This window comes from Streptomyces gottesmaniae, from assembly GCF_031845845.1.
GTDB lineage: Bacteria > Actinomycetota > Actinomycetes > Streptomycetales > Streptomycetaceae > Streptomyces > Streptomyces akebiae.
In genome coordinates, this window is record NZ_JAVRFJ010000061.1 from 1 (window position 1) to 15,508 (window position 15,508).

At 71.1% G+C, this 15,508-nt stretch carries 12 protein-coding genes; 5 read left to right on the forward strand and 7 right to left on the reverse strand.

Annotated features, from left to right (window positions below; translation table 11 throughout):
- Positions 1 to 397: 397 nt before the first annotated feature.
- On the reverse strand, positions 398 to 1,444 hold the full coding sequence (locus RM704_RS41960) for a rhamnogalacturonan acetylesterase (protein ID WP_033531493.1): 1,047 nt from the start codon (positions 1,442 to 1,444) through the stop codon (positions 398 to 400).
- 194 nt (positions 1,445 to 1,638) lie between these two features.
- Between RM704_RS41960 and RM704_RS41965 the strand changes: the two genes are divergently transcribed.
- Positions 1,639 to 3,321 (forward strand): rhamnogalacturonan lyase B N-terminal domain-containing protein, encoded by a 1,683-nt coding sequence (locus RM704_RS41965; RefSeq protein ID WP_033531494.1) that lies wholly within the window; start codon positions 1,639 to 1,641, stop codon positions 3,319 to 3,321.
- A gap of 7 nt (positions 3,322 to 3,328) precedes the next feature.
- On the opposite strand, the gene RM704_RS41970 is transcribed toward RM704_RS41965, so the two are convergent.
- Together RM704_RS41970 and RM704_RS41975 are read right to left on the reverse strand one after the other, a co-directional pair.
- Complete coding sequence (locus tag RM704_RS41970; protein WP_033531495.1) at positions 3,329 to 4,741, reverse strand: RICIN domain-containing protein; 1,413 nt, start codon at positions 4,739 to 4,741, stop codon at positions 3,329 to 3,331.
- A 1-nt stretch (position 4,742) separates the two neighbouring features.
- Entirely contained in the window at positions 4,743 to 5,825 is a 1,083-nt protein-coding gene (locus RM704_RS41975) for a glycoside hydrolase family 43 protein (RefSeq protein ID WP_033531496.1), read from the reverse strand.
- Positions 5,826 to 6,031: 206 nt separating this feature from the next.
- On the opposite strand from RM704_RS41975, the gene RM704_RS41980 reads away from it, so the two are divergent.
- Positions 6,032 to 8,152, forward strand: a complete 2,121-nt coding sequence (locus RM704_RS41980) for a hypothetical protein (RefSeq protein ID WP_033531497.1) — start codon at positions 6,032 to 6,034, stop codon at positions 8,150 to 8,152.
- A gap of 132 nt (positions 8,153 to 8,284) precedes the next feature.
- Here the strand turns inward: RM704_RS41980 and RM704_RS41985 are convergent, their stop codons facing one another.
- Complete coding sequence (locus RM704_RS41985; RefSeq protein ID WP_033531498.1) at positions 8,285 to 9,679, reverse strand: amino acid permease; 1,395 nt, start codon at positions 9,677 to 9,679, stop codon at positions 8,285 to 8,287.
- A gap of 137 nt (positions 9,680 to 9,816) precedes the next feature.
- Here RM704_RS41985 and mmuM point away from each other — a divergent pair, with 137 nt between their 5' ends.
- Complete coding sequence (mmuM, locus tag RM704_RS41990; RefSeq protein WP_033531499.1) at positions 9,817 to 10,770, forward strand: homocysteine S-methyltransferase; 954 nt, start codon at positions 9,817 to 9,819, stop codon at positions 10,768 to 10,770.
- A 94-nt stretch (positions 10,771 to 10,864) separates the two neighbouring features.
- Positions 10,865 to 11,938 (forward strand): LacI family DNA-binding transcriptional regulator, encoded by a 1,074-nt coding sequence (locus tag RM704_RS41995; protein ID WP_033531500.1) that lies wholly within the window; start codon positions 10,865 to 10,867, stop codon positions 11,936 to 11,938.
- An 85-nt stretch (positions 11,939 to 12,023) separates the two neighbouring features.
- Here the strand turns inward: RM704_RS41995 and RM704_RS42000 are convergent, their stop codons facing one another.
- The 3 genes from RM704_RS42000 to RM704_RS42010 are packed head-to-tail and all read right to left on the reverse strand — an operon-like array spanning position 12,024 to position 14,515.
- Positions 12,024 to 12,836, reverse strand: a complete 813-nt coding sequence (locus tag RM704_RS42000; protein WP_033531501.1) for an ABC transporter permease — start codon at positions 12,834 to 12,836, stop codon at positions 12,024 to 12,026.
- Entirely contained in the window at positions 12,833 to 13,801 is a 969-nt protein-coding gene (locus tag RM704_RS42005) for an ATP-binding cassette domain-containing protein (RefSeq protein ID WP_033531502.1), read from the reverse strand. Before RM704_RS42005 ends, RM704_RS42000 begins: the two co-directional genes overlap by 4 nt.
- Positions 13,802 to 13,843: 42 nt before the next feature.
- Positions 13,844 to 14,515 (reverse strand): DUF4097 family beta strand repeat-containing protein, encoded by a 672-nt coding sequence (locus RM704_RS42010; protein ID WP_033531503.1) that lies wholly within the window; start codon positions 14,513 to 14,515, stop codon positions 13,844 to 13,846.
- Positions 14,516 to 14,738: 223 nt separating this feature from the next.
- Between RM704_RS42010 and RM704_RS42015 the strand changes: the two genes are divergently transcribed.
- Positions 14,739 to 15,494, forward strand: coding sequence for a GbsR/MarR family transcriptional regulator (locus RM704_RS42015; RefSeq protein WP_033531504.1), 756 nt, complete (start codon positions 14,739 to 14,741; stop codon positions 15,492 to 15,494).
- The last annotated feature ends 14 nt before the right edge of the window (positions 15,495 to 15,508 follow it).

Here is a 15,508-nt window from a genome sequence, read left to right on the forward strand (position 1 = left end):
GGGGGGGGTGGGGGGGGGGGGGGCTTCTCGCGCGGTTCCCCGCGCCCCTAGAAGATCAGTCCCTGCGGGCCTGAAGACAAGCAAGGGTCCGGGGCGGCTGGGGTACGTCGGCAAGTGCCGGTGCGTGGGGCTTCTCGCGCGGTTCCCCGCGCCCCTGAAAAGCAGGGGCTGCGCCCCTCGCTTTTCCTCCGCCGTCCGCCGCCGCGTCGGGCTTCTGCCTCGTGGCCTGTGGTTTCCAGGCCCGCAGGGCCTGGTCTTTCAGGGGCGCGGGGAACTGCGCGAGAAGCCCCACCTACCCGCACCCGACCACGCACCCCCGCACCCCCGCACCCACACACCCATCGCCGTCCACAAAAACCTGGGGCGCCCCGGTTCCGGTCGGGACGCCCCAGGCGTCTTACCCCACCCTCGTCCGCCCTTCGGGCACCAGCCCCTGGGCGACGAGTTCGTCGCGGACGAGGTCGGCGTAGACCGTCGCTCCGTGCACGGACGTGTGGGTGTTGTCGCGCTTCTCGTTGTAGAGGTAGAGCGCCTTGGAACCCTCCGTGCCCAGCGACTCCACCAGCGCCTTCGTCCTGGCGGTGAGGTCGATCAGCGGCACGCCGGCCGCGGCGGCGACCTCGCGGGTGACCGCCGGATGGTCGACGCCCAGGCCGTTGACCAGGAGGGCGGTGCCGTTGTTCAGGGTCCCGTCGGAGTTGAACCAGCGGCGGACGATCGGGGTGACCAGGACCGGCCTGCCGCCCTTCTCCCGGACGCCGGCGACCAGGGTCTCCAGGTTGGCCCGGTAGGTGGCCCCGTCGGTCTGCTTGTCGTTGTGGGCCAGCTGGATCAGGACCAGGTCGCCCCGGCGGATCTGCGGCTGGACGGTCGCCCACAGCCGGGAGTCGGCGAGGTAGGACACCGTGCTCTCGCCGGAGTCGGCGTAGTTGGCGACCGAGAGGCCCTTGCGCAGGTACTGCGGGAGCTGCTGGCCCCAGCCGGAGTAGGGATCGCCGGGCTGGTCGCAGACCGTGGAGTCGCCGACCAGGAAGATCTGGCGGGGCCGGTGGGCGGGGGTCACCCGGATGTCGGCCAGCGCGGGCGCCGCACCGCCGATGACCAGGTCCAGGCCCGGGGTGCCGGCGGCGCCGGTGGGCTCGCCCTCGGGGGTGCGGACGTTCACGGTGAAGCTGCGGGAGACGGGCCTCCCGGCGTCCGTGGCCGTCTCGGCGAGCAGCGTGCGGCGCGCCTCGCCGGTGACCTTCGTGCTCGCCGCGCTCTCCCCGCCGAGGCGGACGGTCACGTCGTACGTGCCGGCCGGGACGTCGAAGTGGCAGGTGTTCGCGGCGCAGTTCTCCAGGCCCAGCGCGGGGCGGCCCCGGTGCGCCTCGGCCGGTGCGGCCGCCAGGACGGTGCCCAGGGTCGCGGCCGCCGTCAGCGCGGCGACGGTGAAACGTCTCATTGCGGCTCCTCCGAAGGGGTGACATGACCCGGCGGCTGGACGGTACATCGTTTGGCAAGCGCTTTCTAGATGTCGACCCACTTTCACAAGATTGTCAACTTCCCCACGGTGAAAGCCCTTTCGCGAAAACGATTCAACTGTCACCCTTCCGAATCACCCGCACTCCCCCCACGCACCTCCGAGGAGGCACCCCCATGTCCGGATCCCCCGACCGCACGACGCTCGGCCGACGCGGCTTCGTCGTCGGTACCGCCGCCACCGCCGCCGGCGCCGCGCTCGCCGGGCCGCTGGCCGGCACCGCCCGCGCCGCGACGTTCGGCTACACCGACGACGGCACCAACTACGTGATCGACACCGGCGCCAACCTGGTGTTCAAGGTCAGGAAGAGCAACGGCGACCTGTCGTCGCTGGTCTACCGGGGCGTGGAGTACCAGGGCTACGGCGGCATGAACTCGCACATCGAGTCCGGCCTCGGCAGCTCCACCGTCACCATCAGGCAGTCCGGCTCGACGATCCTCGTCTCCGTCACCTACGGCACGCTGAGGCACTACTACGCGGCCCGCAGCGGTGAGAACAACGTCTACCTGTGGACCAACAAAGCCGACACCTCGGTCTCCGCGACCCGGTTCATCGTGCGCGTGAAGGCGGGCCTGTTCCTCAACGACCAGCCCGACTCGTACACCTACGCGCCCACCACCATCGAAGCCTCGGACGTCTTCAGGAAGTCCGACGGCCAGACCCGCTCGAAGCACTTCTCCAGACTCCGCGTCATGGACTACGACTACGTCGGCTGGACGACCGGCAGCGTGGGCCTGTGGATGGTGCGCAGCAACCACGAGAAGGCCTCCGGCGGCCCCTTCTACCGCTCCCTGCTGCGCCACCAGAGCGCGGACGGCGGCGGCCTCTACGAGATCCTGTACTACGGCCAGAACCAGACCGAGGAGCAGCGGTTCGGCCTCCAGGGCCCGTACGTCATCGCCTTCACGGACGGCGGGGCGCCCTCCTCGTCGCTGTTCCCGGGCACCCTGACCACCTCGTGGGCGGACTCGCTCGGCCTGTCCGGGTACGTCTCCGCGAGCGGCCGGGGCCGGGTGGCGGGCGTCGGCATCACCGGGCGGAACACGGCGTACGCGTACACGGTGGGGCTCGCCAACTCCGCCGCGCAGTACTGGGGTTCGGCTCGGGCGTCGGACGGCTACTACGCCATCTCCGGGGTGCTTCCGGGGACGTACACGCTCACGGTCTTCAAGGGTGAGCTGGCGGTGTACACGACCTCGGTGACGGTCACGGCGGGCGGGACGACGACGCTGAACTCGATCGCTATCCCGTCCACCAACGATCCGTCGAACGCGTCCGCGATCTGGCGGATCAACGACTGGAACGGCACGCCGAGCGGATTCAAGAACGCCGACCTGATGACGTACGCGCATCCGTCGGACACGCGTGCGGCGGCCTGGACCGGCAATGTGGTGATCGGCAGCGGGAACGAGACCTCGGCCTTTCCCTGCTACCTCTGGAAGGACGTGAACAGCGGTCTCCTCGTCTACTTCCGGCTGACCGCCGCGCAGGCCGCCGCCGCCCACACCCTGCGCATCGGGGTGACGACGGCCTACGCCAACGGCCGGCCGCAGGTCGTCGTGAACGACACCTGGACCTCGGCGATCCCCTCCCCGCCCACCCAGCCGAACACGCGGTCCCTGACCAACGGGTCCTACCGGGGCAACAACCACACCTTCACCTACAGCGTCCCGGCCTCCGCCTGGCTGGCGGACACGAGTCAGTACAACGTGCTGAGGATCAACGTGGTGAGCGGTTCGGGGACGACCTCCTACCTCAGTGCGGGGACGTCGATCGACGCGATCGACCTGCTGAACTGACGAGCCGTCATGTGCCGCGCGTCCACTGCTGGTTGGTTCCGCCGTTGCACGTGTACGTGATGACGGCGGCACCGTCGGCGGTGGACGCGCCGTTGATGTCCAGGCATTCGCCGGTCGCGCGGGACTTGACGTTCACATAGGAGCCGGTGGTGGTGAGCGAGAACTGCTGGGCGGTGGAGGAGGAGTTGCAGTTCTCCTGGGTGACCGTGTTGGCGTTCTCCTGGACGCACAGGGAGCTGTGCCGGGTCATCAGCTGGTAGTAGCCGCCGCCGACGGACTTGAACCAGTACTTCTGGTTGTTGCCGCTGTTGCACGTGTACTGCTTGATCTGGGCTCCCGGCCACTGCGACTGGCTCGTGACGTCGGCGCACTTGGACGAGTGGCGGGCGGTCAGCGTGTTGTACGTGGCGCTGGTGCCGCTGATCGTGCCGGTGGCCGTGTCGACGGTGACCTCCGGCGACCAGGACATCGACATGGTGGTCGAGGTGGGGAAGGTCAGCGGCAGCCAGACGTAGCGGGAGTCGTTGACCGTGCCGCCGAAGGAGTTGCCCCAGCGGTCGCCCATGTAGAGGTACGAGGTGGTCGACGTGCCCTGCACGGGCAGGACGTACGCGGTCTGCGAGCCGAAGGTGGTGGAGTCGCCGACGTTGGCCATGGCGGTCCAGGGGCCCGCGAGGTTGGTGGCGGTGGCGTACTGCTGCTGGTTGGGGTTCCAGCCGGTGGCGCCCGAGGTCAGCATGAAGTAGACGTTGCCCCGCTTGAACAGGGCCGGGGCCTCGCGGTGGCCGCCGTGCCAGGGGTCGGCGACGAGGGCGGCGATGCCCGTGTAGTCGGCGGTGAGCCGGTAGATCTGGAGGTCGTAGTTCTCGCGGGCCGCCGAGATCATGTAGCCGGTGCCGTCGGTGTCCACGAAGGTGGTGATGTCACGGGACATGTGGGTACCGAGCGGGCGGAAGCTGCCCCGCCAGGTGTAGTTCCCGTCGACGGTGTCGGAGACGGCGACAGCCGCGCGGGCCTCGCTGTAGTCGACGCCGTTCTCCTTGTGCATCCACATGACGTACTTGCCGGTGGCCGCGTTGTACATGACCTTCGGCCGCTCGATGTTGGCGGTCGCCAGCTCGGGGTCGGTGGCCTCGGTCAGGACGTTGTTGCGGAACTCCCAGCTCTTCAGGTCCGTGGAGCGGTAGGCCGACACGTACCGGAAGGTGTTGTCGGAGTTCCGGTGCTCGCCGAACCAGTAGTAGTACGAGCCGACCTTGATGACCCCGCCACCGTGGGCGTGCAGGGGGTTGCCGGAGGTGTCCGTGAACTGGGTGCCGTTGGGGACGGTCTGTGGTGCCGCCTGGGCGGGGCCGGCGGTCACGAGGGCGCCGGCCAGTGCCAGACAGAGCGCGAGGAGCATCGCGTGGGCACGTCTCATCTCAGCTCTCCTTACCGGGGTTCGGGGTGGGTGAGTCGGCCACGGGGATGCCGAAGTCGGGGGTGCCGTCGGGGTTCCAGCCGAGGCGCTGGACGCGGGTGTGGCGGTTGGGGTCGTTGAGGGGGTCGCCGACGATGTCCTTGTACTGGCGGGCGTGGTAGACGAGGACGTCGGTGCGGCCGTCCTCGGCGACGGTGAAGCTGTTGTGGCCCGGCCCGTACTGCTTGGTGGTGTCGTTGCTGGTGAAGACCGGCGTCGGGGACTTCGACCAGTTGGCCGGGTTCATGAGGTCGGCGTCCGCGTCGACGGTCAGCAGGCCCATGCAGTAGTTCGAGTCGGTCGCGCTCGCCGAGTAGGTCATGAAGAGCCGGCCGTTGCGCTTGATGACCGACGGGCCTTCGTTGACCTTGAAGCCGATGACCTCCCAGTCCAACTCGGGTGTGGTGAGCCGCACCTGAGGACCGGTCAGCGTGAGTGGGTCGGCCATCCGGGACAGCCAGACCGCGGTGTTGTTGTTCATCCCGGGCTCGTGCTGCGCCCACGCGAGATAGCGGGAGCCCCGGTGGGTGAAGGTGGTGGCGTCCAGGGAGAAGGTCTCCCAGGCCGTCTTCAGCTGCCCGCGCTCGACCCAGGTGCCCTTGAACGGATCGCGGTGGGAGTTCTCCAGGACCCAGATGCGGATCGCCCAGATGTCCTCGGCGGGCGCGGAGGCGAAGTAGATGTACCACTTGCCGTCGATGCGGTGGATCTCGGGCGCCCAGATGTGCGCGCCCATCACTCCCGTCTCGTGCTTGCGCCAGATCACGGACTCGGCCGCCGTCGACAGCCCGCGCAGCGTGCGGGACCTGCGCAGGATGATCCGGTCGTACTCGGGCGCGGTCGCCGTGAAGTAGTAGAAGCCGTCGGTGTGCCGGTTGATGTGCGGGTCGGCGCGGTTGCGGACCAGCGGGTTGACGTAGGGCGGCCGGGAACCGACCGCGTGGGCGGCGGTCGCGGGCATCGCCGTGAGGGCGCCGGCGGCCAGGGCGCCCTTCAGGAGCAGACGGCGGTTCGGGGGTTCGGGGGCGGTGTGGTCGCGGCCCATGCGGCTTCCTCTCGGAGGGGGGAACAAAAGGAAACAGAAATGTTCGACATATCGCACAAGATCTTTCATTCCGAACGCCGAAAAGGTAAGGGCGTGTTACGGGGAGGTCAACGGGTTGCGCGAGACCAACACAACTCACCGGAGCAGAAACGGGGTCCTCGCGAGATTTCTGTTATCGAGGCGGGCCCCGAACCGTCACCCATGACGTGCGCACCCATATCCACAAGACAGCGTCGGCCGCCGGAGCCCTGGCGGTCACCGCCCTGCTGCTCGGCGCCCCGACCGCGACCGCCGCCGGCCCGCGCGATGTGACCGCCGACGTCCTGGCCGGGCGGAACGTCACGCTCGCCGGGGACACGGTGGTGACCGTGCCGTCCGGGACCACCACGTACGACGGTGTGTTCAGTGGCACCGGCACGCTCACCGTGCGCGGCACCGGGACGCTGGTCCTCACCCGGGACAGCGACTTCACCCTGCCCGAGTCCCGGCGACGGCAGAGCGTGCGGATCCTCGGCGGCAACCACCCGTACGTCACCGTCACCCGCCCGGACCCGCCCGCCGTGACCGTCGCCAGGGGCGCGACCCTGCAGTACGGGAACAGCGGCTCGACCGGCGTGATCGGCCACTACCCGTACGACACCCCGGCGTTCCGGCTCAACCAGAACAACATCCGGGTCGACGGCACCCTGCGGCTCGCCCTGAAGGACGTCGCGTACAACCTGGGCACCATCAGCGGCTCCGGCCTGGTCAGCCAGCCGAGGTTCCTCTGGGCCACCTGGGACCTGTCGGGCACGCACCCCTTCAGCGGGGTCATCGACAACGGCACCCAGGTGAACGCCGGGCGCCCGGAGTTCGCGACCTCGCTGCCGAACGCGCGCAAGGTGCTCAACCAGGGCACCTGGACCGTGGACACCCCGCTGGGCCAGACCGTCACCCAGGGCATGGACTTCTACCAGCGCGAGTACGGCAGCGACATCAACGTCCAGTCGCGGCCGGGCGGCAAGGTGATCCTCACCGGGCAGTACAGCTGGTCGGACCGGGGCGGCGACACCAATCCCTCGCTCAGCGACCCCGCCCTGAACTGGACGCCCGCACGCAAGAACGTCAACAAGCGCGGCACCAACATCAAGGGCGCCAACGTCCAGTGGGGCGACGGCACCACCAACAAGATCTTCATGCCGGGCACGGCCGAGACCGTCTACATCAACCTCCTTGCCGCCCGCTCCCGTTCGCTGCTCACCTTCGACTACAACGGGCCGGTGACCCTGGGCGCCCCCATCGGCGGCGGCCGCTTCCACGACACGCTCTCCGCGCCCGGCGCCGGGGACATCGTCGTCAAGGGCACCGAGGGCAACGACGTCACCTTCGCCGCCGTGCAGTACTACAACGGCTCGACGACCGTCGAGAAGGGCGCCGTGCTGCGGCTGGGCAGCGGCAGGTCAGGGGGCGACGGCGGGCTCTACACCAAGGGCGACCTCGCCAAGGTGGTCAACCACGGTTCACTGATCGTCCGCAACGTCTCGAAGCCGGTGACACTGGCGCGGGTCGGCGGCAGCGGCTCGCTCACCCAGTCGGGCAAGGCCACCACGACGCTGACGGGCACGGCGGTGACCTACACCGGGGCGACCAACATCACCAAGGGCACGCTGGCACTGCGTTCGGGGGCGACGCTCGCCCACAGCAGGACCATCAGGCTCACCACCGTCGGCGCGAAGCTCGACGTGGGCACCTCCGGGCTGAGGGTGACCACCGCGCTGTCCGGCAAGGGCACGGTGAAGGGCGCGGTGACCAACGCGGGCGTGGTGGTCGCAGGCCTGACGGTGACCGGCGGCTACACCCAGACCGCCAAGGGTGAACTGGTGTTGCGTGAACGGCCGTTGAAGGTGGACGGTGCCGTGCGGCTGGCCGGCGGGCTGGACTTCGCGGCCCTGGCCGACGTCGGCGGGCCCGGCGAGACGATCACCGTGATCGACCACCGCGGCAAGGGCGCGAACACCGGGACGTTCACCGGTCTCCGGGAGGGCGCGAAGGTGAAGCTGGCCGACACCACGTACCGGATCGGCTACAGGGGCGGCGACGGCAACGACGTCGTCCTCACCCGGGCGAAGGGCGGCCCGTCGCCGTCCGTGAAGACCGCCGCGGGCTCCGGCTCCGACACCGGCGAGCAGGACCCCCGTACGCAGAACGCGAGCGCCTCCGCCGACGGCGGCTTCGGCTGGTGGCCGTACGCACTCGCCGTCGGCTGCCTCTCCGCGCTGCTGGTGCCGGTCACCAGACGCCGCAGGAACAACCGGCGCGGGGGCGGCCGGCACGCGGCCACGGGCTGAGCACGAGGCCCCGCGCCCACCGGGGCGCACAAGTGGTCGGGCGGTCACCGCACGGGGGTCGGTGGCCGCCCGCCGCCGTCCGCCGGCCTCTCGCCGCCCTCGTCGGCTGCCTTCGGCGGAACGGCAGGCCGCCTAGGCGGTGGCCTCCGCCTCGTCCTCGGCCCCCTCCTGCCGCCCCCGCAGCCACACGTACACCGGGATGCCCGCGAACAGGAACAGGGCGCCCTGGTAGACGGCCGCGTAGCCGGCGCCGGCGATCAGCCAGAAGGAGAAGGCGAAGGAGAGGGCGGCGACGATCAGGTCGCGGACCAGGCCGGCGGGGCGGACCCGCTCCCGGGTGCCGCGTGCCAGCCAGTACAGCTGGGCGGCGGCGGACAGCAGGTACGGGACGCAGCCGGTGAACGTGGTGATGAGGACGAGGACGCGGAACGCGGTGTCCGGGTCGTCCGCGTAGTTGACGACGATGAGGAGCGTGCCGAGGACCGCGGTGGCGAGGACGCCGAAGCCGGGGACGCCGCCCTTGCCGACGCGGGCGAACCGCTTCGGGAAGAGGCCGTCGCGGGCGGCGGCGTACGGCATCTGGGCGCTGAGCAGGACCCAGCCGTTGAGGCAGCCCACGATCGAGGCCACCGCGACCAGCGCGATCACCGTGCCGCCCCAGCTGCCGCCGGCCATCGAGTTCACGGCGTCGGCGAAGGGCGCCCCGGACTCGACGAGTTCCTCGTGCGGGACGAGGCCGAACACGGCGACCGTGCCCAGGATGTAGACCAGCGCGGAGGCGAGGGTGCCGAGGACGCTGGCCCGGCCGACGTTGCGCTCCGGGTCACGGACCTCGCCGGCGCTGACGGCGGCCGACTCGACGCCCAGGAAGCTGTAGAGGAGGAGCGCGGCCGCCGCGGCGAGAGCACCGGGGGCGCTCTCGCCGGAGGCGTTGAACGGGCCGTAGTTGTCGGTGTCGACGAAGAACAGGCCGATGGTCGCGACCAGCAGCAGCGGCACGAACTTCAGCACGGTGGAGACGATCTGCACGGCGCCCACGTAACGGGTGCCCGCGAAGTTCGCGGCGGCGGGCAGCCACAGGGCGGCCAGCGCCACCAGCGCCAGGACGGCCTTGCTGTCGCCCAGGGGTATCAGCACGTCGACGTAGCCGACGACGCCGACGGCGAGCGCGGCGATGCTGACCCAGCACATCGTCCAGTACGACCAGGCCGACAGGAAGCCCGCGAAGGGCCCGAAGGCGTCGCGCGGGTAGACGTAGAGGCCGCCGGTGACCGGGCTGCGCCGGGCCAGCTTCCCGAAGAGCAACGCCAGCAGGACGGCGGCCACGGAGAGGACGACGAAGGCGAGCAGGCTGATCGTGCCGTACGGGGCGACGGCGGCGGGGAGGGTGAAGATGCCGCCGCCGATGATGTTGCCCGTGACGAGGGCGGTGGCCGCGGCGAGCCCGAACGTGCGGCCCGGGGCACTCGCGCCGGGGGGCGAGGTCGGTTCGGGCTCGGTGGCCTCAGGGGTACTGGTCGTGGTCATGGCGGTTCCCGGGGGATGCGGCGGGGTGGGGACGGGGAGGGCGTGATCGTACCGCCGCAGTCCACATGGTGGTCAATCTGTTCATTTGATGGACACACTCGGCGGCCCGCCCCCCTGCCTGGACTACCGTCGTCGACATGACCAGCAACGCACCCGGCAGCTTCCCCCACGTCCCCGGTCCTCGCGTCGGCCCCTTCGCGGCGGCCCTCGCCGCCGAAGTCCTCGTCCTCGACGGCGGGATGTCCAACCAGCTGGAGTCGGCCGGCCACGACCTGAGTGACGAGCTGTGGTCGGCGCGGCTGCTCGCGGAGCAGCCGGAGGCGATCACCGAGGCCCATCTCGCCTACTTCGAGGCGGGCGCGAGCGTGGCGATCACCTCCAGCTACCAGGCCACCTTCGAGGGCTTCGCGAAGCGCGGCATCGGGCGCGAGCGCGCCGCCGAACTCATGTCGCTGAGCGTCGAACTGGCCGTCGACGCGGCGGTGGAGGCCCAGGCGCGGGGCATCACGCGCCCGCTGCTGACGGCCGCCTCGGTCGGCCCGTACGGGGCCATGCTCGCGGACGGCTCCGAGTACCGGGGCCGGTACGGGCTGAGCGGGGCCGAGTTGGAGCGGTTCCACCGGCCCCGCCTGGAGGCGCTGGCCGCCACCCACCCCGATGTCCTCGCGCTGGAGACGATCCCCGACACCGACGAGGCCGAGGCGCTGCTGCGGGCGGTCCGGGGCCTGGGCGTGCCCGCCTGGCTGTCCTACACCGTCGCCGGTGACCGCACCCGCGCCGGGCAGCCGCTGGAGGAGGCCTTCGCGCTCGCCGCCGACGCCGAGGAGATCGTCGCCGTGGGCGTGAACTGCTGCTCGCCCGACGACGTGGACGGCGCGATCGAGACGGCGGTGCGGGTCACCGGCAAGCCCGTCGTGGTGTACCCGAACAGCGGCGAGACCTGGGACGCGTCGGCGCGGGCCTGGACCGGGCGGTCGACGTTCACCACCGAGCAGGTGGAGGGGTGGCGGGCGGCCGGGGCCCGGCTGATCGGGGGATGCTGCCGGGTGGGCCCCGCGGCGATCTCCGCCATCGCGAAGTCACTGGGCTGACGGATCCGGGGCCTCCACCGTTCACCCGCTGCTAGCCTCCCTCCCGGGGAAACCGGTTACCGAGGTGGTGCCGAGAAGTGGGGCGGGGTGGCGCATGACGAGGAAGAGCGCGGACGGCGGCCGCAGCACGATCCGGGACGTCGCCGCGCGGGCCGGCGTCTCGGCGGCCACGGTGTCGCGGGTGCTCGGCGGGGTCTACCCGGTGAGCGCCACGACCCGCACGCAGGTGCTGCGGGCCGTCCGTGAACTGGACTACGTCGCCGACGCCCGCGCCAAGGCGATCGCCGGGGCCGGCACCCCCACCCTCGGTTTCGTCCTCGACGACATCACCGGCCCCTCGTTCGCGCTGATGGCGCACGGTGTGGAGCGCGAGGCGACCCGGCTCGGCCATCTCTGTCTGGTGTGCAGCACCGACGGGGACGCCGCGCACGAGGCGGACTTCATCGAGACGATGCGGGCGCAGCGGGCCGCCGCCGTCATCCTGGTCGGCGGCGGCGCGGACACCCCCGAGTACCGGTCGCGCACCGCGCGGGTCGCCGACGGGCTGGCGGCCGCCGGGTCCCGGCTCGTGCTGTGCGGACGGCCGCCGCTGGACCCCGGAGCGCCGGTCACCGTCATCGAGTACGACAACGAGGGCGGCGCGTACGCCCTGTGCGCGCATGTCCTGTCCCAGGGGCACCGGCGGATCCTCTTCCTCGGGGGGAAGCCGGAGCACACGACCGCGCAGGGGCGTGAGCGGGGTTATCTGGCGGCCCATCGGGCGCGGGGCGTGGAGACGGACCCCGCGCTGCGGCTGACCGGGGACTTCACCCGGGACTCGGGGTACCGGTCGACGCGGCGGGCGTTGGAGGAGGGGCTCGACTTCACGGCGGTGATGGCGTCGACCGACATGGTCGCGGCGGGGGCGCTGACCGCGCTGCGCGAGGCGGGGGTGTCGGTGCCGGGGGACGTGTCCCTCGTGGGCTACGACGACATCCCGTTCGCGCGTGATCTGTATCCGCCGCTCACGACGGTGCGGGTGCCGTACGAGGAGCTGGGGCGGCTGGCCGTGCGGACGGCGTTGGAGCGGGGGCGCTCCGCCGCCGACGAGCACTTGCTGCTGGGGACGCATGTCGTGGTGCGTGAGTCGGTGGGGGCGGTGGGCGGCGGGGTCTCGTCTGCCGGGTGAGGTGCTGGGCCGGGTGCGGGCGCGTCGTGGCTGAACGCGCGGTTCCCCGCGCCCCCAAGGGGCGCGGGGTGCTGGGCTCCGGCGTCTACTTCGCGTCACTGTCGTACTTCGAGGTCGACCAGAAGTAGCCGAGCACCGCGAGGCCGAGGCACCAGGCGACGGCGAGCCAGCCGTTGTGGCCGATCCCGGTGCCGAGGAGCAGTCCGCGCAGGGTCTCGATGGCGGGCGTGAAGGGCTGGTACTCGGCGATCGGCCGGAACCAGCCCGGCATCGTGTCGGCCGGGATGAAGGCGCTGGAGATGAGCGGGAGCAGGACCAGCGGCTGTGCGCTGTTGGCGGCGGCCTCGGCGTTCGGGCTGGACAGACCCATGCCGACCGCGATCCAGGTGAGCGCCAGGGAGAAGAGCGCGAGCAGCCCGAACGCCGCCAGCCACTCCAGGACCGAGGCGTCGACCGAACGGAAGCCGATGGCGACGCCCACGGCGCCGACGAGCACCACGCTGGCCACGCACTGCAGCACGCTGCCGGCGACATGCCCGACGAGGACGGAGCCGCGGTGGATCGCCATCGTGCGGAAGCGGGCGATGATGCCCTCGTTCATGTCGGTGGCGACCGACACCGCGGTCCCGACGACGGTGCCGCCGATGGTCATCATCAGGATGCCCGGGACGATGTAGGCGATGTAGTCGGAGCGGTCGCTGCCGCCGATCCCCGCGCTCATCACGTCGCCGAAGATGTAGACGAAGAGCAGCAGCAGCATGATCGGGGTCAGCAGCAGGTTGAGGGTGAGGGAGGGGTAGCGGCGCGCGTGCAGGAGGTTGCGGCGCAGCATCGTGGACGAGTCACGGACCGCGAGGGCGACGGGGTTGGGGCGGGCGGGAGCCAGGGGGGCGCTCATCGGGCGGTCTCCTTGGACTGGTTCGGCTGGGTGGGGACGTCGGTGCCGGTCAGGGCGAAGAACACGTCGTCGAGGTCCGGGGTGTGCACGGTGAGTTCGTCGGCCTCGATGCCGGCGGAGTCCAACTGGTCGAGGACGGCGCGCAGTTCGCGCTGGGTGCCGCCGCTGGGGAGTTGCAGGGCGAGGGCCTCGTCGTCCCGGGTGACCTCGCGCAGCGACGAGGCGGCGGAGCGGTAGGCGGCGGGGTCGGTGAAGCGGAGCCGGACGTGCCCGCCGGGTATCTGCCGCTTCAGTTGGTCGGCGGTGCCCTCGGCCGCGATCCGGCCGTCGTTCAACACCGCGATGCGGTCGGCGAGTTCGTCCGCCTCCTCCAGGTACTGGGTGGTGAGGAAGACGGTGACGCCGTCGGAGACCAGCTCACGGATGATCTGCCACATGTTGTGGCGGCTGCGCGGGTCCAGGCCGGTGGTCGGCTCGTCGAGGAAGATGACCCGCGGGGCGCCGACCAGGGTCATGGCGATGTCGAGCCGGCGCTTCATGCCGCCCGAGTAGGTGGAGGCGGGCTTCCCGGCGGCCTCGGTGAGGTCGAAGCGCTCCAGCAGGTGGGCGGCGACCCGCCGCCCCTCCTTCCTGGTCAGGTGGTGCAGGTCCGCCATGAGGAGCATGTTCTCCTCGCCGGTGATCAGCCCGTCGACGGCGGAGAACTGCCCGGTGACGCCGATCGCGGCGCGGACCGCCTGCGGGTCGGCGGCGAGGTCGTGGCCGCCGACCCGGATCCCGCCGGAGCCGGGGCCGGGCGGGACGAGGGTGGAGAGGATCTTGACGGCGGTGGTCTTGCCGGCGCCGTTCGGACCGAGCAGGGAGAAGATCGTCCCCTCGGGGACGGTCAGGTCGATGCCGTCGAGCACGACCTTGTCTCCGTAGGACTTGCGCAGTCCGTTCGCCGCGATGGCCGGGGTGGTCATGGTGGGAGTGCTCCTTCAGGGCTGCGGGGCGGAGGTCGTGGGTCAGAGGCTGCGGGCGGTGATGTCGCCGTAGCCGGTGGTGGCGTGGATGTCGAGCCGGGCGTCGGCGTCGCCGCTGTTCCTGAGCGCGTTGTGGATCCGGCCGTGGGAGGTGCCGGCGTCCAGGGAGGCCGAGGCGCCGGCGGCGGCGCCGACGGAGATCTCGCCGTACCCGGTGTGCAGGGTGACGGTGCCGCGGACGGCCTCGGTGATGCGCAGGTCGCCCTTGCCGCTGGTGATGTCGGCGGGGCCGTCCAGGCGGCCGACCAGCGCGTCGCCGGCCAGGAGGTTCAGCTGGGCGCTGGCCGCCTCGTCGAGCTTGACCTGGCCGTGCGCGCCGTCGATGGCGACGTCGCCCAGCCGCCCTACGCCGCGGAACTCGGCGGCGGCGGCCTTGGCCTGGACGTGGGAGCCGGCGGGCAGTTGGACGGTCACCTCCAGGCTGCCGGAGGAGCCGAAGAGCTCGCTCTTCGCCTCCGGGGCCTGGATCCGCAGCACCCCGTCGCGGTAGTCGACCGTGGTCCGCTCGGCGGCCCTGACGTCCCGGCCCTTGGCGGCGTCGGCGGGCCGGACGTCGACGGTGGTGTCGGCCCGGTCGGCGGCGATGAACCGCACGCGCCCGGCGGGGATGTTCAGGACGGCGGAGATGGGGGCGGGGGTCTCGAACTTCTGCATGATGCCTCTCCTTCGGCTCTTCGTTTCCGACAACGGAAAAGCTACGTTGCGTTCGAGGATCGGGCAACACGTTCGTTGCGCAGAATCGCCATACATGCAGGTGAGAGCCGGGAAATCATTGCAACGGACAGAAGAGTAACGCAACAACGCTCACGCGTTGCGTTGCAATAGATTGAGCGTGAACGCTAGAGTGGGCGCACCACGGAGCACGAAGGAGACAGCGATGCCGGGAGGCAGGCTCACCCAGCAGGAACGCCAGCAGATCGCGCTAGGGCTGGCCGACGGCCTCGCCTACGCGGAGATCGCCCGACGCCTCGAACGCCCCACCTCGACGATCACGCGTGAGGTCATGCGCAACGGCGGCCCCACCGCCTACCGCGCCGACCTGGCCCACCGCGCCACCGAACGCCGCGCCCGCCGGCGCCGCCGGACCACTCCCCCGGCGGCACAGACCCCCGAGCAGGCCCACGGCCGCGACGCCGAGGCCGTACGCGAGTTCGAGGAGACGTTCACGAACGTCATGATGGCCTCGGGCATGCCCACGATGATGGCGCGGGTGATGGCCTGTCTCACCCTCACCGACAGCGGCAGCCTCACCGCGTCCGAACTGGCCGAGCGGCTCCAGGTCAGCCCGGCGTCCATCTCGAAGGCGATCACGTTCCTGGACAGCCAGGGCATGGTCCGCCGGGAGCAGGGCGAGCGCCGCCGGGAGCGCTACATCGTCGACGACGACGTCTGGTACCAGTCGATGATCGCCAGCGCCCGCGCCATCGCCCAGGTCGTGGAGACCGCCCGCCAGGGCGTCGGCGTCCTCGGCACCGGCACTCCCGCCGCCGCCCGCCTGGAGAACGTCGCCCGCTTCCTCGACTTCGTCAGCGAGAGCACCACTCGCGCCGCCGAGCAGGCCCGCGAGATCCTCCACACCAGACCCCCGACGCCGACGGACGGCACCGCCGGACCCGACGCGGACCACGGATAGGGACGGCACCGGCA